Raw genomic sequence first — 16,617 nt, 5'->3', positions numbered from 1 at the left:
TGCCTCAGTGCTTCCTGTCTTTCACTCCTGCTGCACACATTACGACCGCCAGGCGCGCCGCTTGGGCGTGCTTTTTGCTTTGACTTAGCTTTGGCGCGGCCCGAACTGGCCGCCCTTCTCAGGTTGAGGTGTGTATGACGGGAGTACTCAAACCGGGTGTGCGGTTGTTGGAGCGGTTCAGCTTCGCGCGCAAGTTTCAGCTGGTGTTCGTGTTGTTTGCCTTGCCGTTGGGTTTTTCATTGTGGGTGATCAGCAGCAATAACCTCGATCGGCTCAACGCCATCGAGCATGAGCTGGAAGGCAGCAAGGCCCTGCAGGGCATGGCCGGCGTGCAACAGGCGCTGATTGAGCAGCGCACCCTGCTGGCGCGCTGGAAGGGCACCGAGACGGCCGCCGAAGCGCTGTTGCGTGAGCGCGCCGCTCACCTTGCGCCGGCCTTGCAGGCGCTGGAGCAGCCACTCAAATCAGCGCTGCTGAGTGACCAGGCCCGCCAGCATTGGCAGGGCATCAGTGCTGGGCAGGCCGAGTTGGGTGTTGATGTACTGGGTAAGTTGGCCCTGCCGGATGCCCTCGAACGTTACCAAAAGAACCTCCTGGGCCTGCTTGCCCTGCGTGAACAGGTGGCCACTGACAGCGGCCTGATCCTCGACCCGAACCTCGACACCTACCTGATGATGGAGCAGCTGACCTACACCTTGCCGCGCCTGCTCGAACAATTGGGCGACTTTGCCAGCCAGGGTTATGGCGCTGTGGTGTCGCAGCACTTCACCCTGCAGAGCCGGGTGTTGATTCGTGATCTGCGGCGCAGCCTGGATGAGTCGCACAGTCAATTGCTCAAGGCGCAATCGACCTTGGGGCTTGAAGCACCGCGCGCCATGCGTCAACTGCAATCGCCCTATGACGAGGCGCTGCAAGGTTACCAAGCCTTTCTCGCGGGGATTGACCGCGACATGTTCGAGGCCAGCCCGATGGCGTTGACTCCTGCGCAGTTCGTGCAGCGTATCGAAGCCCTGCAGAGCCAGTTGTTGAATCTACAGGCGGCGCTGTATCAGCAGTTTGCGGCGAGCCTCGGTGACTATCGCCAGCAGGCGTTGAGCACTATGTTCAAGACGATTGGGGTCTTCAGCCTGCTGACCCTGTTGGCGCTGTATGTCTTGTTCTGCCTGAATGCCTCAATCCGCCGCAGCACCGCCGGGATTATCGTCGCGGCCGAAGGCCTGCGCGATGGCGACCTGTGCGCACGCATGCAGGTACACGGAGCGGATGATCTGGCCAGCATCGCCATGGCCCTGAATAGTGCAGTCGACCAGTTGCGCGGCTCGATGCAGGGGGTTAATCAGCAAAGCCAGCAACTGGGCGGCACTGTGCAGGTACTCAATGGCGAGGCGCACAATGCCTTGCAGTCGGTGGAGCAGCAGCAGGCGCAAATGAGCCAGATTGCGGCGGCCGCCACGCAAATGGCGGCCACGGCACAAAGCGTGGCGCAGAGTTGCGAGCAGGCCGCAGTGGAGGCCAAGCAGACTCGCGAGATCGCCAACCAGAGCAATCAACGCAGCAACCGCACCAGCGAAAGCATGCGTCAGCTCAGCAGCCGGTTGGGCGACAGCGCCAGCACCTTGCAGCAGCTGCGCACGCAGACCGAGCAGATCACCCGCGTGGTGGATGTGATCAAGGGCATCGCCGAACAAACCAACCTGCTGGCGCTGAATGCCGCTATTGAGGCCGCGCGGGCTGGCGAACAGGGGCGCGGTTTTGCCGTGGTCGCCGACGAGGTGCGCTCGTTGTCGCAGCGCACGCAGAACTCCACAGCGGAGATTGCCGAAACCGTGGCCAACCTGCACCGCGTGGTCGGTCAGTCGGTGACGCAGATGGAAGATGCGGTGCGTCAGGCCGAGGGTGATGTTGGCAGCGTGCTGGCCATGGGTGATGACTTGGACGCGATTGTTGAGTCGGTGCAACGGGTGACCGACCGCTTGGCGCAGATCGCCACCGCCGCCGAGCAACAAGCCGCCACCGCCGATGAGGTCAGCGGCAATATTCAACAGGTCGACCAGGCCGCCAGTGTCTTGCTTGAAGGGGCGCAGGCGGTGAGCAGTGCCGCCGAACAACTGCGCCAGGGCAGCCAGGTGTTGGCGCAGAACACCGCGCGCTTCAAGCTTGATTGACCGACTCGTCGCGACCGGTAGGGTGGGTTAGGCGCATGTCGGGGTTTTACCGGATGGTGCGCATGTGGCAGCGCCGTAACCCACCAGCGGTCGGCGGGGCTCGCAAGGTGGTGGGTTGCGCGGCGCTCCGTCTGCGTGGATTTTGTTGGGTTCAAGGCTTGGCGCCGCTAACCCATCCTACTGCTCTGCGACCAGCCTTGACGCTGGCAGCGGCCTGCCGCAGGCTCCTCGCCGAGTTGCCACGAGCAGGACGCCCATGCCGCACATTCTGATTGTCGAAGACGAAGCCGCGATTGCCGACACCTTGATTTTCGCCCTGCAAAGCGAAGGCTTCACCACTCGCTGGGTCAGCCTGGCCGAGCAGGCGTTGGCGGAGCAGCAGTGCAAACCGGCTGATCTGCTGATTCTTGATGTCGGCCTGCCGGATATCAGCGGTTTTGAGGCGTGCAAACGCCTGCGGCGATTTTCCGAGGTGCCGGTGATTTTTCTTACGGCGCGCAGCGAGGAAATCGACCGGGTGGTGGGCCTGGAAATCGGTGCCGACGATTACGTGGTCAAACCGTTCAGCCCGCGTGAAGTGGCGGCGCGGGTCAAGGCCATTCTCAAGCGCATGGCGCCACGGCAAGTTGAGGCCGAATGCCTAAGCAACAGGCCGTTTCGGCTAGATGTTGAGCGTGTACAAATTCACTACCACGAGCAGTTGCTGAGCCTGACTCGCCACGAGTTCCGCCTGCTACAAAGCCTGCTGGCGCAGCCCGAGCGGGTGTTCTCCCGCGAGCAGTTGCTTGATGGCTTGGGCGTGGCGGCTGATGTTGGTTACGAGCGCACGATCGACAGCCATATCAAGAGTCTGCGCGCCAAGCTGCGTCAGGTGAGCACCAATGCCGAGCCGATCCAGACTCATCGCGGCCTTGGCTACAGCTATTCGCCGAGACACGCCTGATGCCGCTGGGGATTCGCATCTTCCTGGTGTACTTCCTGTTTGTTGGCCTGGCCGGCTGGTTTGTCCTGAGCACGGTGATGGATGAAATCCGCCCAGGGGTGCGCCAGTCCACCGAAGAAACCCTGGTCGATACCGCCAACCTGCTGGCGGAAATTCTGCGTGACGAGGTCAAGGCCGGGCGCTTGCAGCAGAGTCGCTTGCCGCAGGTGTTGCAGGCTTACGGTCAGCGCCAGCCGCAGGCGCAGATTTGGGGTGTGGAGAAAACCCAGGTCAACCACCGCATCTATGTTACCGATGCTCAAGGTATGGTCTTGCTGGACTCCACGGGCACGGCGGTGGGGCAGGACTATTCACGCTGGAACGATGTACTGCGCACCCTGCGCGGCGAATACGGGGCGCGCTCCACCAAGGAAGACCCCAGCGACCCCGACTCTTCGGTGATGTACGTGGCCGCGCCGATTATGGATGGCGCGCAGATTATCGGCGTGGTCTCGGTGGCCAAACCCAACCGCACGCTGCAGCCCTATATCGAGCGCTCTGAGCAGCGCCTGGCCTGGCTTGGCGGTGGCTTGATCGTATTGGGCTTATTGATTGGTGCATTTCTCTCCTGGTGGCTCAGTGCCGCGCTGCGCAAGTTGACCCGCTACGCGCAGGCGGTGAGTGCCGGGCAACGTGCGGAGTTGCCCAGCGTACGTGGCGGTGAGTTGGCGCAACTGGCCGAGGCCATAGAGCGCATGCGCACTGAGCTGGAGGGCAAGGCCTATGTCGAGCGCTACGTGCACACCCTGACCCACGAACTGAAAAGCCCGCTGGCGGCGATTCGCGGCGCGGCGGAATTGCTCGATAGCGAGATGCCCGCCGCACAACGCCAGCGCTTCGTCGCCAATATCGATCAGGAAAGCGCGCGCATGCAGCAGCTGATCGAGCGGTTGCTGCACCTGGCTCAGGTTGAGCAGCGTCAGGGGCTGGAAGAGCAGGTCGCGGTGCCGCTGCGGGCGCTGGTTGATGCCTTGTTACAGGCGCAAATGGCGCGAATATCCGCCGCTGAATTACGTATTGAGAACCTGATTGCCGCGGAGTTAAGTGCCTGCGGTGAGGCATTTGTACTGCGTCAGGCACTCAGCAATTTGCTGGATAACGCCCTGGACTTCACGCCTCTGGGGGGGCTGCTGCGCTTCAGCGCCGAACGCCTGGGTGAACAGCTCGAACTGCGCCTGTTTAACCAAGGCGAGGCCATTCCGGATTACGCCCTGGCGCGCCTGAGCGAGCGCTTCTATTCGCTGCCGCGCCCCAGCAGCGGGCGCAAAAGCACCGGTTTGGGGCTGAATTTTGTCGAGGAAGTGATGCAGTTACACGGCGGCACATTGCGTATCGGTAATGCCCAGGGCGGGGTCGAAGTGTGTCTGCGCTTACCGCGTTTCGTTGACGATTGAGCGCGGCCTCTGGCATTGCCCTTGCTTGATGCCAAGGGTTGCGTTGAGTCCGGGCAGGTGCTCTGATCGACCCCATGGGTTGGCGACGAGGGCCAGGCCGGGCACTATCCTTATTGTTACTCCCTAATAAGAAACTGAGTAGGAGCCACTGCATGATCACAGTCGCCGAGATCCTCCGTGCCAAGCCACAGGCTGCGGTTTATAGCGTCACGCCGACCACGTCGGTACTCGAGGCCATCAAATTGATGGCCGAAAAGGGCATTGGTGCACTGGTGGTGTTGGATAAGGGGCGCCTGGCGGGCATCGTCAGCGAGCGTGACTACGCGCGTAAGATTGTCTTGTTAGAGCGCTCGGCTGCCGACATTGCGATCAGTGAGATTATGACCGCCGATGTGCTGACCGTCGGTCTGCGTGACACCTCGCAGGACTGCATGCAGCTAATGACCGACCGCCATCTACGCCATCTACCGGTATTGGCTGAGGGCGAACTGATTGGCTTATTGTCGATCGGTGATCTGGTCAAACACACCATCGCCGAGCAGGCCAGCCTGATTCAGCAACTGGAACAATACATTCGCGGCGAGTAGTGCTATTCAGCCTGCTGCGCACCTCAGGCGTAGCAAAGGCTTAGCGGTGGATAGTGCTGTGCGGTTTGGGTGGCACGCGCATACTGGCTGCTCAATAACCCTGAGGTGACGATTATGACCCTTGCCCTGACTCCGCTACTTTCGCTGATCGCCGGTATTCTGATCCTCGTGGTGCCGCGCTTGCTGAATTACATCGTGGCGATCTATCTGATCGTGGTTGGCCTGGTCGGGATATTCGGCACGGGCAATTTCAACCTGCGCTTCTAAGCGTTGCGCCGCCCCGGTTTGCCGGGGCGGCTGCGTTCAACTCGCCTTCTAGTGCCGCCAGGCCGTTTGCCCAGACTCTCCACGCACTCTCCATCTGCCCTCCATAAAACCCCCATCTGCGCTGCCCAGACTCTGCCTACCTAAACCGTATCGGAGAGTTGCACCATGAACCGCATTCTGGGATTCAAGCTGGGCGCTGTCGCGCTGCTGATTTTGCTGCTGTTGATTCCGCTGTCGATGATCGATGGGTTGGTCAGTGAGCGGCAGTACCAGCGCGCCGAGGTGCTGCAGGACATCGCGCGCAGTTCCAGTTACCGCCAGCAGCTCACCGGGCCGATTCTGGTGATGCCGTACACCAAGGTCTGGCACCAGTGGAAAACCCACGCCAAGACCGGTGAGCGCTATATGGAAGAGCAAAGACGTAGCGGCCGTTTGTACTTTCTGCCGGAGCGCTTTGTGCTCAACGGCACGGTGGCGACCGAGGAGCGTGCGCGGGGTATCTACAAGGCGTTGCTGTACCGCAGCGACAACCAAATCAGTGGCGCCTTCAAACTACCGGCGCGGCTTGGCTTGGGTGATGACCTCGGTCTGTATCAATTCGCCACGCCATTCCTCTCCGTTGGCATCAGTGATATTCGCGGTATCAGCAACGATCTGCAGCTGCGCTTTAACGGCGGCAACTGGGGTTTTGCGCCAGGCTCGGGCGATGAGCGTTTGGGGGCCGGTGTGCATGCACCTTTGCCGCCGCTCGATAGCCAGGGCGGACAGGTGCTGGAGTTCGCCTTTGATTTAAAGCTGCAAGGCACCGAGCAATTAAGTATCACCCCGGTCGGCCGTGACAGTCGGGTTGAGCTGAGCGCCGACTGGCCGCACCCGAGCTTTGTCGGTGAGTACCTGCCGAGTAGCCGCGAGGTGCTGGCGACTGGTTTCAAGGCGCACTGGCAGACCAGTTTCTTCGCCACCAACCTGGAAGAGGCGCTGCGTGACTGTGTGCACGAGGACAGCTGCAATGCGCTGACCGCGCGCAACTTTGGGGTGAGCTTTATCGACCCGGTGGATCAGTACCTGAAAACCGAGCGGGCGATTAAATACGCGTTGCTGTTTATCGGCCTGACCTTTGCTGTGTTCTTCCTCTTTGAAGTACTCAAACGTATGGCTGTACACCCGGTGCAATACGCCCTGGTGGGCATGTCGTTGGCGCTGTTTTACCTACTGTTGCTGTCGCTGTCCGAGCACCTGAGTTTTGTTCTGGCTTACGCCATTGCGGCAACCGCCTGCGTGCTGCTGATCGGCTTCTACGTCAGCCATGTGTTGCACAGTGCGCTGCGTGGCGGGGGCTTCGGTCTGCTGTTGGCGGCGCTCTACGGCTTGCTGTTTGCCCTGTTGAATGCCGAGGACTACGCGCTGCTGATGGGCTCGATTCTGGTGTTTGGCGTGCTCACGGGGGTGATGGTGCTGACGCGCAAACTCGACTGGTACGGCGTGGGCAAAACCAGTCCGGCCAGCAGCCTTTGACCAACCAGGGCGCCGCTCAGGCTGCGCCCGCTGGGGAGCCCAATATGATGCGTGTATTGATGCAGTTTTCCGCCTGTTTCGTCCTGGGCCTCGCGGTCGCTCTGCTGGTGCTGCTGGGGCTGATGTTTTGTGGCCAGTTTGATCTGCTCAAGGCGCTGCAGCTGACGGGGCAGCCCTTGGCGCAGTTGAGCCTGTTACTGCTGCCGGAAGCGTTCTGGAATGACCTGACGGGCGTGAGTAACGCCACGCAAAGCCGCGCGGTGCAGTCGTTCCTCAGCCTGTGTGCGGCGCTCGGGCAGATTGGCCTGCTACTGGCCGCCGGCTTCTTTCGCCTGTGGTTCGTGCGATGAGCGGGCATGTGGGGCTGCGTGAGGAGGCGCGTGCGGGGTATCTACTGGCGCGGCGGATTGCTCGGCTGTTTCCCTGCCCGAGTGAGCGCGCTTGGGCGGCTCACCCGGTATCGCTGGATGGAACTCGTGCGCGTGATGCCACGGCCAGGAGGTAAACGGCTTGCTCACTGATGGGTGGCTGAGCGACCCATCAGCGACGCGCAGCGTGGAGGGTGCCTGGGTTAATCGACCCTGGCGTCTGAATCCGCCACGCTGAGCACCAAGTAACGGCAACCCCGTGCGAAGTTTTGCAAGGAAATGACCTCGCCTGATACCGCACCCAGTAACGCACTGCCGAGCGGTGAGAAGATCGAAACCTCGTGGGTTTCGTGGCTGCTCTGGCTGTTTGCCACCAAGGTCAGCTCGGCGATGCTGTCGGCCTCAAGGTCGAGTAGCTTGAGGGTGCTGCCGACGGTGGCCACCTGAGCAATTTTGCCGCTCGAACGGAAGCGTTCGATACGGTCAAGTTTGCCGATGAGCGTGGTCAGGTCACGCGGGCCGATCAGGCAAACGCGGGTGTTTTTTAACAGGGCTTTACGTGCATGCAACGTCATGGTGTCTCCTAGACGCAACAAATCCGGATTAAACCGGGTGAATAAACGGGCGGTGCTGATGTTGTTAATTAGTTTAATCCGCAGGCTGCGGTGTTTAGCGTCGCCGCTAAATTAAACCTCGTCTGTCGTGCAGCAGTATTTAATATATCCACTGGTCGTGCCGCAGCTGAGCAGGTAGTTAGCGTGCTTGCTGGTTTATGTCGGTAAACAAGTGGTTTAAAGAGCGTAACCGGTGGATTGTTTTTATTATTTTGCTCGGCTGTCTATAGGTACTACCATAATGCATCTGGAAATATAAGCAAGCCCTCTGCTTTGGGGGTTATGGGCTGTCTGCCGTTGGCGTAGGGGTTTGTGCGTATTAACGCGTTACCGCGTCAAGTTTAATAGTTTATTGCGCTTCGAACGTTATTGTTCGACGGCATTGTTTAATACAGTCGCTACCCTGTGCAAAGTGACTTGCTTCGTCTGCGCTGTGGCCTTGTCGCAGTTTAACTGTATGGCCGCTGGTTAATTATCTGGATAACCCTCTGACCCTGCAATAAGCCGTGTCGGGCCGCGCGGTCTATTGTTCAAGACGGGTGGGGCGGCGTCATGTTGTTTTGGCGACTGCCGCTTCAGTTGATCGTGCCAGTGACGACGCGCCCTATATGTTCAGCCGCTACGCGCGCCCAGCAGCGGCTATTGCCGACCTTAAAGGAGCATAAAAGGAGCATAGGTTCGGGCACGCCAATAGCGTCGTCTGTGTGCGGTTTGTTTGGCCGGGTTAGCCTGCTGTTGTCCGCGAGCGTCTTCTGCCTGTGCTGCGAGCGCCTGTCGGCTTGCCTGCAGAGTCGCGCGCAGGGCTCTTGTGCGCAGGGATTGGCAGGCGCGCAATGCGCAGGGCGTAAGGTTGGCGTGGTGTGGCGACCCGCTGGGATGCCGTAGTTTTTGGCGAAGTATTTGTTAATTAAGGAGAATTTTAAAAACCAGCACGGCCTAAGCGAGCTAATACCAATGTCTAGCTGTCGGCTTGTGGAATCCGCTGCTAGTTTGAAACGGTACGAGAATAACAATAACCGGAGGAGTTTATGACTTCTGAACAAGCAAACGCTGCAGCATATTGGAAGGCGAATGTTCGGCTGATCACTTGGAGCCTGGTTGTCTGGGCACTGGTGTCATACGGTTTCGCCATACTGCTTCGACCCCTGTTGGCAGGTATCTCTGTCGGCGGCACCGACCTTGGTTTCTGGTTCGCCCAGCAAGGTTCGATCATCACCTTTGTCGGGATCATTTTCTTCTACGCGTGGAAAATGAACAAACTCGATAAACAATTCGGTGTCGAGGAATAACCCATGAGCCAGTTTGTAATCAATATGCTGTTTGTGGGCGCCTCCTTCGTGCTCTATTTCGGCATCGCCATCTGGGCCCGTGCCGGCTCGACCAAGGAATTCTATGTCGCCGGCGGTGGTGTTCACCCCATCACCAACGGCATGGCCACTGCGGCTGACTGGATGTCGGCAGCGTCCTTTATTTCCATGGCGGGGCTGATCGCTGCCGGCGGTTATGCCAACTCCACCTTCCTGATGGGTTGGACCGGCGGTTATGTGCTGCTGGCCATGCTGCTGGCACCTTACCTGCGTAAGTTCGGTAAGTTCACCGTGCCGGACTTTATCGGCGATCGCTTCTACAGTAGCGGCGCACGCCTGGCTGCCGTGGTCTGCCTGATCATCATCTGCGTAACCTATGTAATCGGTCAGATGGCCGGTGCTGGCGTGGCGTTCTCACGCTTCCTAGAAGTGAGCAACTCCACCGGTATCTGGATCGCGGCTGGCGTGGTGTTCTGCTACGCGGTGTTCGGCGGCATGAAGGGCATCACCTACACCCAGGTGGCGCAGTACGTGGTGCTGATCATTGCCTACACCATCCCGGCGGTGTTCATCTCCCTGCAACTGACCGGCAACCCTATCCCGATGTTCGGCATGTTCAGCGAGCACACCGAGTCAGGTTTGCCACTGTTGCAGAAGCTCAATGACGTGGTTATGGAGTTAGGCTTCACCTCTTACACCGGGGATATCAGCAGCAAGCTAAATATGGTGCTGTTCACCCTGTCGCTGATGATCGGTACCGCCGGTCTGCCGCACGTCATCATTCGCTTCTTCACCGTACCGAAAGTGGCTGACGCACGTTGGTCTGCTGGCTGGACGCTGATCTTTATCGCTCTGCTCTATCTCACTGCGCCGGCTGTAGCTTCCATGGCTCGCCTGAACCTGCTGACCACGGTTTATCCGCAGGGTGTTGAAGCGCCAGCGCTGGCGTATGAAGAGCGTCCGGAGTGGGTGAGGACCTGGGAAACCACCGGTTTGATCCAGTGGGAAGACAAGAACAGCGACGGCCGTATCCAGCTGTATAACGATGCTGCTCCAGCCTTTACCCCGACGGCCGAATCACTGGGCTGGAAGGGCAACGAGCTGGTCGTTAACAACGACATTCTGGTACTGGCTAACCCGGAAATTGCCAACCTGCCGGGCTGGGTCATTGGCCTGATTGCAGCGGGTGCGATTGCGGCGGCATTGTCGACGGCGGCTGGGTTGTTGCTGGCGATCTCGTCGGCGGTGAGTCATGACCTGATCAAGAACATGATCAACCCGAAAATCAGTGAGAAGGGGGAAATGCGCGCTGCGCGAATCTCCATGGCGGTGGCGATCTTGTTGGCCACATGGCTGGGGCTCAATCCACCAGGCTTTGCCGCGCAGGTGGTGGCGCTGGCATTCGGTATCGCGGCGGCTACGTTGTTCCCGGCGTTAATGATGGGGATCTTCTCCAAGCGGGTAAACGACAAGGGCGCGATTGCCGGCATGCTGGTTGGCTTGGTGTTCACCGTCGTCTACATCTTCCTGTACTTGGGTTGGTTCTTTATTCCGGGCACGGCGACCTTCGCCAACACCCCGGATAACTGGATGTTCGGCATCTCGCCGCTGTCTATCGGTACTGTGGGTGCGGTGATCAACTTCGCGGTCGCCTACGCCGTGTCGCTGGCCACTGTGGCTCCGCCGCAGGAGATTCAGGACCTGGTCGAAAGCGTGCGGACTCCCAAAGGTGCTGGTGGCGCGTTGAGTCACTGAGCATAATCAGCCTGATCGTGTGTGATCAGGGTCTTACCAGCGGGCCTCCTTAGGAGGCCCGTTTTATTTCGGGAGTGGATTAATGTTGTGGACAATACTCGCCATCGTGGTTGCGGGGCTGGGGGCGGCTGGTATCGCCATGTTGTTGCGCAAGCTGTCGGGTAACCGCTTGCCGAAGTGGATCATTCCGGCGCTGGGTGGCCTGGGTATGCTCAGCTATCAGATTTACTACGAGTACTCTTGGTTTGAGCATCAGCTGCAGCGCCAGCCTGCCGAATCTGTACTGGTGGCCAGTGAGACTGGCGAGGTGTTCTGGCGACCCTGGACCTTCTTTTGGCCGATGACCACCGCGTTTACCGTACTCGACAGCAAAAGCCTGCTGCGTGAAAACGCCGCGTCTGACAACGTTGTGGCCTTCAACCTGTATCGCTTTGAAAAGCAGCACGTTGATCGGGTCAGCCATCAGCCGCATTTGCTCAATTGCAGCACCGCCGAGCTGCTGCCGCTGGATGCGCAAAAGAAGCCGCTGCTGCAGCAGATGAAGCAAATAGACCGTGATGAGGTGCTCTACCGGCGTGCCTGCTCCTGAGTCGTACTCAGGCAGGGGTCGATGTGCTGACTTATTGAGGCGGCGTGTACGCCGCCACTAGATTGAATGTGCCAGCTGGCGGCGTCGGCTATTGAGCTGCTGCAGCAGCGTTGGCAGGCTATCAAGGCCCTGCTGGCGCGCCTTGCTGAGTAGGATCAGCGCCAACTCGGCGGTGACCAGCGCGTCGGCGCTGGCATGATGGCGCTGCTGCACCTGCAGGCCGAAGTGCTGGGTCCAGCCGTCCAGGCCGGCATTGCCCACCGTGGCCTTGGGGCACAGCAGTGGGGCAATTTCTGCGACATCAATAAACGTATGCTGCAAGCGCAAGCCCAGGCTCTGTTTCAGGGCGCGGGCCAGCATGCGTTGGTCGAATTCGGCATGGAAGGCCAGCAGTGGGCTGTCGCCGACGAACTCCATAAACGCCAGCAGTGCCTCCGCAGGCGCTTCACCCTCAGCAATTTCGCTGGGGGCAATGCCGTGGATCAGGGTGCTGGGGTTGGCCTGGTGCCCCTCGCGTTGCAGGGTGCATTCGAATTGCTGGCTAAGGTCGATGCCGCCATGCTCGATTACCACCGCGCCAATCGACAGCACCAGATCGCGGCGCATGTTAAGGCCGCTGGTTTCCAGGTCGAGGACGACGAAACGCTGCTGCTGCAGCGGCTGTTCGTCGAGTGCTGCTGGCGTTGCCAGGTTTTCCCGGCGCTGCAGCTGTGTCTGCGACAGTGCCGGTCTGCGCCCGGTGAGCCAGTTGAATGTGTTCATAGCTGATACCTCGCGGCCAGGCTGCTTTGCAGCCGCTGCGCCTGGCGGAAAGACTCACGCAGGATGCGTCGATCCAGGTGATTGAGGTGGTCGGGGTCGACGCGATTTGAATAAGGCTGACCCTTACGTGCCTGCACCTGGTGTTGCTGCATGCGCGCTTGCTGGATGTAGTGGTAGGCCTCTTCATACGCCGCGCCGTCCTGGGCCTCGATAACGCCCTGGTCGATCAGCCCACGCAGGCGCTCCAGGGTGTTGCAGCTGCTGATACCGTGAGCCAGGGCCAGCAGGCGCGCGCCATCGACGAAGGGCGTCAGGCCTTGCACCTTGAGGTCCAGGGTGTCCTTTTCAACACCTTTACGGGCCACGACAAAGTCGCGGAACAGGCCAACAGGCGGACGCTGGCGCAAGGCGTTTTCAGCCATCATGCGCTGAAACAGGCTATTGCTCGCGACCTGTTTAAGTATGCCCTTGCGCAGTTGCTCGCAGCCCTGCGGATCACCCCATACGCTGCGTAGGTCGAAGTAGATGCTGGAGGCCAGCAGGTTTTCCGGGGTGGTGGCGTGAACAAAGCTGTCGAAGCGCTTGCGCCACTCCTGGTGCGACAGGCATAGCTCGGGGTTGCCGGCCATGATGTTGCCCTTGCACAGGGTGAAGCCGCATTGCGCCAGACGCAGGTTGATTTCATGGGCCACTGGCAAGAGCCGGCCGCGAATGGCGGCGGCCTCGGCGGCGTCAGCGGCCTCGAACAGAATGCCGTTGTCCTGATCGGTGTGCAGGGTTTGCTCGCTGCGGCCTTCGCTGCCGAACACCAGCCAGGTGAAGGCTATGCCGGGGTCGCCGAGGTCTTCCAGGGTCAGCTCAATCACGCGGCACACGGTGTGGTCGTTGAGCAGGGTGATCAGTTGGGTAATCTGCGTCGAGCTGGCGCCGTGGGCGAGCATGCTGTCGACCAGTTGGCGCACGTCACTGCGCAGCGCCGCCAGGGTTTCCACCCGTCCGGCGTGACGAATAGTGCGCGCCAAGTGCACCAGATCAACCCGTTGAAGGCTGAACAGGTCGCGCTCGGATATCACCCCGCAGAGCTGCTCATGCTGCACCAGGCAAACGTGGGCAATATGCCGCTCGGTCATGGCAATGGCCGCGTCGAAGGCGCTGGCGTCCGGCGGCAAGTGGAAGGGCGACGGGGTCATCAGGCGGTCGATGGGCTGGGCCAGGTCGATGCCGTCCGCCACGACGCGGCGCAGGTCGCGCAGGGTGAAAATCCCCAGCGGCTTGAGTGCCGGATCGACAATCACAATGCTGCCGACTTGCTGTTCATGCATCAGTTTGACCGCGTCACGCAGCGGCATCTGTGGGGCGCAGCTGATGGGCGTGCGCATGGCCAGTTCGCCGAGTCGGGTGTCCAGCGAATACTGTGCGCCGAGGGTTTCCACCGCACGCATCTGTACCTGTTGGTTAGCCTGATCGAGCAGGCTGCTGACGCCGCGCAAGGCGAAGTCGCGCAGTGGGTTGGACAGGGCGAACAGTTTGATAAAGGCAGGTTTGTTCAGCAACAGGCAGAAGGTGTCTTCGGCGGCCAGGTGCTCGGTGCGGGTGGCGCGCTCACCGATCAGGGCGGCCAGGGGAAAGCATTCACCAGTGGTGATCTCGAAGGTGGTTTCCGTGCCGCGCCGCGCCGAATGGGGCCGCTCGCCATGCACGCGGCCCTGCTTGACGATAAAAAACTGCTCAACCGGGCCGTCGTCCGGTTTGACGATGGTTTCGCCAGCGCCATAGAAGCGCAGCTGGCAGTTCTCCACCAGATACGCCAGGTGGGCGGTATCCATCTGGTTGAACGGCGGGAATTTCTGCAGAAACGCCATGGTGCCATGGATGTTCTGCAGCACCGCCGTCTTGCCTGCCTGGGCGAATGCGTCCGTTGTGCTCATGGGCATCTCGACAATGATCTGTAGCCTATGCTCGGCCGAGGCAGGAAATGCTGCCATTGGACGTAAGTCTAGACGCCATCCGCTTACGCCCTCGCGCGGCGATGCGCAGGCGTGAGCGGCGACCTTGGCCAATCGTCAGCCAAAAAAAAACCGCCCCGGAGGGCGGTTTTTTCACAGCGACTGCGAATTACAGGCCGTTAGCGGCTTTGAACTCGCGGCGGCGGCGGTGCAGGACTGGCTCGGTGTAACCGTTTGGCTGCTTGGCACCTTCGATCACCAGTTCCAGGGCAGCCTGGAAGGCGATGTTGCTGTCGAAGTTTGGTGCCAGCGGGCGGTACAGCGGGTCGTTGGCGTTCTGCCGATCGACGACCGGCGCCATGCGCTTGAGGCTGGCAACAATCTGCTCCTCAGTGGCGATGCCGTGACGCAGCCAGTTGGCCAGCAGCTGGCTGGAGATGCGCAGGGTGGCGCGGTCTTCCATCAAGCCGACGTCGTTGATATCCGGCACTTTCGAGCAACCAACGCCCTGGTCAATCCAGCGCACCACGTAACCGAGGATGCCCTGCGAGTTGTTATCCAACTCGTTCTGGATTTCCTCAGGCGACCAGTTGGTGTCCTGGGCCAGCGGAATGCTCAGGATGTCATCGACGGACGCCGGCGTGCGCTTGGCCAGTTCGGCCTGACGGGCGAACACGTCAACCTTGTGGTAATGCAGGGCGTGCAGCGCCGCGGCGGTTGGCGACGGTACCCAGGCGGTGTTGGCCCCGGATAGCGGGTGAGCGATCTTCTGCTCAAGCATGGTGGCCATCAAATCAGGCATGGCCCACATGCCTTTGCCGATCTGTGCGCGGCCTTGCAGGCCAGTGGCCAGGCCGACATCGACGTTGTTGTTCTCGTAAGCGCCGATCCACTTCTCGTTTTTCATGGCGGCTTTGCGCACCACGGCGCCGGCCTCCATGGAGGTGTGGATTTCGTCACCGGTACGGTCGAGGAAGCCGGTGTTGATAAACACCACGCGCTCGCTGGCGGCTTTGATGCACGCCTTGAGGTTGACGGTAGTGCGCCGCTCTTCGTCCATGATGCCGACTTTCAGGGTGTTGCGCGGCAGGCTCAGGGCGTCTTCGACACGGCCGAAGATTTCCGTGGTGAAGGCCACTTCTTCCGGGCCGTGCATCTTCGGCTTAACGATGTACATGCTGCCGGTGCGGGTGTTTTTGCGGCTGGTGTTGCCATTCAGGTTGTGTACGGCGATCAGGCTGGTAAACAGCGCGTCCTGGATGCCTTCCGGGATTTCGTTGCCTTGGGCGTCGAGAATTGCCGGGTTGGTCATCAGGTGACCCACGTTGCGAATGAACAGCAGGCTGCGCCCGTGCAGGGTCAGCTCGGAGCCGTCGGTCTGGGTGTAGACGCGGTCCGGGTTCATGGTGCGGGTAAAGGTCTGGCCGCCTTTGACGACTTCTTCGGCCAGGTCACCCTTCATCAGGCCCAGCCAGTTGCGGTAGACCACGACTTTGTCGTCGGCATCGACCGCAGCGATGGAGTCTTCGCAGTCCATGATGGTGGTCAGCGCCGCTTCCATCAGCACATCTTTAACGCCGGCCGCGTCGGTCTGGCCGACCGGGGTGCTGGCATCAATCTGGATCTCGAAGTGCAGGCCGTTGTTCTTCAGCAGCACGGCGATTGGCGCGTCGCTTGCGCCCTGGAAGCCAACCAGTTGCGCGTCATCACGCAGGCCGCTGTTGCTGCCGCCTTTGAGGGCGACGACCAGCTTGCCGTCAACAATGGTGTAGCCGGTGGCGTCGACGTGCGAGCCAGCGGCTAGCGGTGCGGCATCGTCGAGGAAGGCGCGGGCGAAGGCGATAACCTTGTCACCACGAACCTTGTTGTAGCCACGACCTTTTTCCGCGCCGCCTTCTTCGCTGATCACATCGGTGCCGTACAGGGCATCGTACAGCGAGCCCCAGCGGGCGTTGGAGGCGTTGAGGGCGAAGCGTGCGTTCATCACCGGCACAACCAGCTGCGGGCCAGCCAGGCGGGCGATTTCTTCGTCCACATTCTGAGTGGTGGCCTGGAAGTCAGCCGGCTCTGGTAGCAGGTAGCCGATTTCCTGAAGGAAGGCTTTGTAAGCGGCCGCGTCGTGGGCCTGACCGGCGCGGGCTTGGTGCCAGCCGTCAATTTGCGCCTGAATCTGGTCGCGCTTGGCGAGCAGTGCGCGGTTTTTCGGTGCCAGGTCATTGATGACCGCTTCGGCACCTGCCCAGAACGTCTCGGCAGCAATGCCGGTACCGGGGATGGCTTCGTTGTTCACGAAGTCGAACAGCACTTTGGCAACCTGCAGGCTGCCTACTTGAACGCGTTCAGTCATCACTTGCCTCACTCTGCTC

At 60.5% G+C, this 16,617-nt stretch carries 14 protein-coding genes; 10 read left to right on the top strand and 4 right to left on the bottom strand.

Features of this window, described 5'->3' with window-relative positions:
• Positions 1-134 precede the first annotated feature (134 nt).
• The 7 genes from Q0V31_RS04260 to Q0V31_RS04230 all read left to right on the top strand — a co-directional run bounded on the left by Q0V31_RS04260 (position 135) and on the right by Q0V31_RS04230 (position 7,260).
• Positions 135-2,165, top strand: coding sequence for a methyl-accepting chemotaxis protein (locus Q0V31_RS04260; protein ID WP_298184817.1), 2,031 nt, complete (start codon positions 135-137; stop codon positions 2,163-2,165).
• A 256-nt stretch (positions 2,166-2,421) separates the two neighbouring features.
• Positions 2,422-3,108, top strand: a complete 687-nt coding sequence (gene creB / locus Q0V31_RS04255) for a two-component system response regulator CreB (RefSeq protein ID WP_298184815.1) — start codon at positions 2,422-2,424, stop codon at positions 3,106-3,108.
• Positions 3,108-4,541: a two-component system sensor histidine kinase CreC gene (gene creC, locus Q0V31_RS04250; protein ID WP_298184813.1), complete on the top strand. Its 1,434-nt coding sequence runs from the start codon at positions 3,108-3,110 to the stop codon at positions 4,539-4,541. Before creB ends, creC begins: the two co-directional genes overlap by 1 nt.
• Positions 4,542-4,693: 152 nt before the next feature.
• Positions 4,694-5,128, top strand: coding sequence for a CBS domain-containing protein (locus tag Q0V31_RS04245; protein WP_298184811.1), 435 nt, complete (start codon positions 4,694-4,696; stop codon positions 5,126-5,128).
• Positions 5,129-5,242: 114 nt separating this feature from the next.
• Positions 5,243-5,395, top strand: a complete 153-nt coding sequence (locus Q0V31_RS04240; RefSeq protein WP_298184809.1) for a DUF3096 domain-containing protein — start codon at positions 5,243-5,245, stop codon at positions 5,393-5,395.
• Positions 5,396-5,560: 165 nt separating this feature from the next.
• Positions 5,561-6,910 (top strand): cell envelope integrity protein CreD, encoded by a 1,350-nt coding sequence (gene creD / locus Q0V31_RS04235; protein ID WP_298184807.1) that lies wholly within the window; start codon positions 5,561-5,563, stop codon positions 6,908-6,910.
• Positions 6,911-6,954: 44 nt separating this feature from the next.
• Positions 6,955-7,260 (top strand): hypothetical protein, encoded by a 306-nt coding sequence (locus Q0V31_RS04230; RefSeq protein ID WP_298184805.1) that lies wholly within the window; start codon positions 6,955-6,957, stop codon positions 7,258-7,260.
• A gap of 221 nt (positions 7,261-7,481) precedes the next feature.
• Here Q0V31_RS04230 and Q0V31_RS04225 read toward each other — a convergent pair whose 3' ends face one another.
• Positions 7,482-7,853, bottom strand: a complete 372-nt coding sequence (locus Q0V31_RS04225; RefSeq protein ID WP_298184803.1) for a GreA/GreB family elongation factor — start codon at positions 7,851-7,853, stop codon at positions 7,482-7,484.
• Between the two features lie 1,067 nt (positions 7,854-8,920).
• Here Q0V31_RS04225 and Q0V31_RS04220 point away from each other — a divergent pair.
• The 3 genes from Q0V31_RS04220 to Q0V31_RS04210 all read left to right on the top strand — a co-directional run bounded on the left by Q0V31_RS04220 (position 8,921) and on the right by Q0V31_RS04210 (position 11,543).
• A complete protein-coding gene (locus tag Q0V31_RS04220; RefSeq protein WP_298184801.1) occupies positions 8,921-9,181 on the top strand; it encodes a DUF4212 domain-containing protein in 261 nt (86 codons plus the stop codon).
• Positions 9,182-9,184: 3 nt separating this feature from the next.
• Complete coding sequence (locus Q0V31_RS04215) at positions 9,185-10,954, top strand: sodium:solute symporter family protein (protein ID WP_298184799.1); 1,770 nt, start codon at positions 9,185-9,187, stop codon at positions 10,952-10,954.
• Positions 10,955-11,036: 82 nt separating this feature from the next.
• Positions 11,037-11,543 (top strand): hypothetical protein, encoded by a 507-nt coding sequence (locus Q0V31_RS04210; protein WP_298184797.1) that lies wholly within the window; start codon positions 11,037-11,039, stop codon positions 11,541-11,543.
• Between the two features lie 57 nt (positions 11,544-11,600).
• Here the strand turns inward: Q0V31_RS04210 and Q0V31_RS04205 are convergent, their stop codons facing one another.
• The 3 genes from Q0V31_RS04205 to Q0V31_RS04195 all read right to left on the bottom strand — a co-directional run bounded on the left by Q0V31_RS04205 (position 11,601) and on the right by Q0V31_RS04195 (position 16,598).
• Positions 11,601-12,305 carry a 3'-5' exonuclease gene (locus Q0V31_RS04205; protein WP_298184795.1) on the bottom strand — a complete coding sequence of 235 codons (705 nt, stop codon included), beginning with the start codon at positions 12,303-12,305 and terminating at the stop codon, positions 11,601-11,603.
• Positions 12,302-14,233, bottom strand: coding sequence for a putative nucleotidyltransferase substrate binding domain-containing protein (locus Q0V31_RS04200; RefSeq protein WP_298184793.1), 1,932 nt, complete (start codon positions 14,231-14,233; stop codon positions 12,302-12,304). The genes Q0V31_RS04205 and Q0V31_RS04200 overlap by 4 nt, the downstream gene beginning before the upstream one ends.
• A 187-nt stretch (positions 14,234-14,420) precedes the next feature.
• Positions 14,421-16,598, bottom strand: a complete 2,178-nt coding sequence (locus Q0V31_RS04195) for a malate synthase G (RefSeq protein WP_298184791.1) — start codon at positions 16,596-16,598, stop codon at positions 14,421-14,423.
• Between the last annotated feature and the right edge of the window lie 19 nt (positions 16,599-16,617).

The organism is uncultured Pseudomonas sp. (assembly GCF_943846705.1).
Classification (GTDB): domain Bacteria; phylum Pseudomonadota; class Gammaproteobacteria; order Pseudomonadales; family Pseudomonadaceae; genus Aquipseudomonas.
This window is presented reverse-complemented; position numbering and strand designations above follow the sequence as displayed.

What these genes read in the sequence shown, in the direction of transcription:
- Q0V31_RS04225 (WP_298184803.1), bottom strand. Translation starts at nt 7,853, where the DNA reads ATGACGTTGCATGCACGTAAAGCCCTGTTAAAAAACACCCGCGTTTGC.
- creC (WP_298184813.1), top strand. Translation starts at nt 3,108, where the DNA reads ATGCCGCTGGGGATTCGCATCTTCCTGGTGTACTTCCTGTTTGTTGGC.
- Q0V31_RS04205 (WP_298184795.1), bottom strand. Translation starts at nt 12,305, where the DNA reads ATGAACACATTCAACTGGCTCACCGGGCGCAGACCGGCACTGTCGCAG.
- Q0V31_RS04215 (WP_298184799.1), top strand. Translation starts at nt 9,185, where the DNA reads ATGAGCCAGTTTGTAATCAATATGCTGTTTGTGGGCGCCTCCTTCGTG.
- Q0V31_RS04230 (WP_298184805.1), top strand. Translation starts at nt 6,955, where the DNA reads ATGATGCGTGTATTGATGCAGTTTTCCGCCTGTTTCGTCCTGGGCCTC.
- Q0V31_RS04245 (WP_298184811.1), top strand. Translation starts at nt 4,694, where the DNA reads ATGATCACAGTCGCCGAGATCCTCCGTGCCAAGCCACAGGCTGCGGTT.
- Q0V31_RS04260 (WP_298184817.1), top strand. Translation starts at nt 135, where the DNA reads ATGACGGGAGTACTCAAACCGGGTGTGCGGTTGTTGGAGCGGTTCAGC.
- creB (WP_298184815.1), top strand. Translation starts at nt 2,422, where the DNA reads ATGCCGCACATTCTGATTGTCGAAGACGAAGCCGCGATTGCCGACACC.
- Q0V31_RS04210 (WP_298184797.1), top strand. Translation starts at nt 11,037, where the DNA reads ATGTTGTGGACAATACTCGCCATCGTGGTTGCGGGGCTGGGGGCGGCT.
- Q0V31_RS04195 (WP_298184791.1), bottom strand. Translation starts at nt 16,598, where the DNA reads ATGACTGAACGCGTTCAAGTAGGCAGCCTGCAGGTTGCCAAAGTGCTG.
- Q0V31_RS04200 (WP_298184793.1), bottom strand. Translation starts at nt 14,233, where the DNA reads ATGAGCACAACGGACGCATTCGCCCAGGCAGGCAAGACGGCGGTGCTG.
- creD (WP_298184807.1), top strand. Translation starts at nt 5,561, where the DNA reads ATGAACCGCATTCTGGGATTCAAGCTGGGCGCTGTCGCGCTGCTGATT.
- Q0V31_RS04240 (WP_298184809.1), top strand. Translation starts at nt 5,243, where the DNA reads ATGACCCTTGCCCTGACTCCGCTACTTTCGCTGATCGCCGGTATTCTG.
- Q0V31_RS04220 (WP_298184801.1), top strand. Translation starts at nt 8,921, where the DNA reads ATGACTTCTGAACAAGCAAACGCTGCAGCATATTGGAAGGCGAATGTT.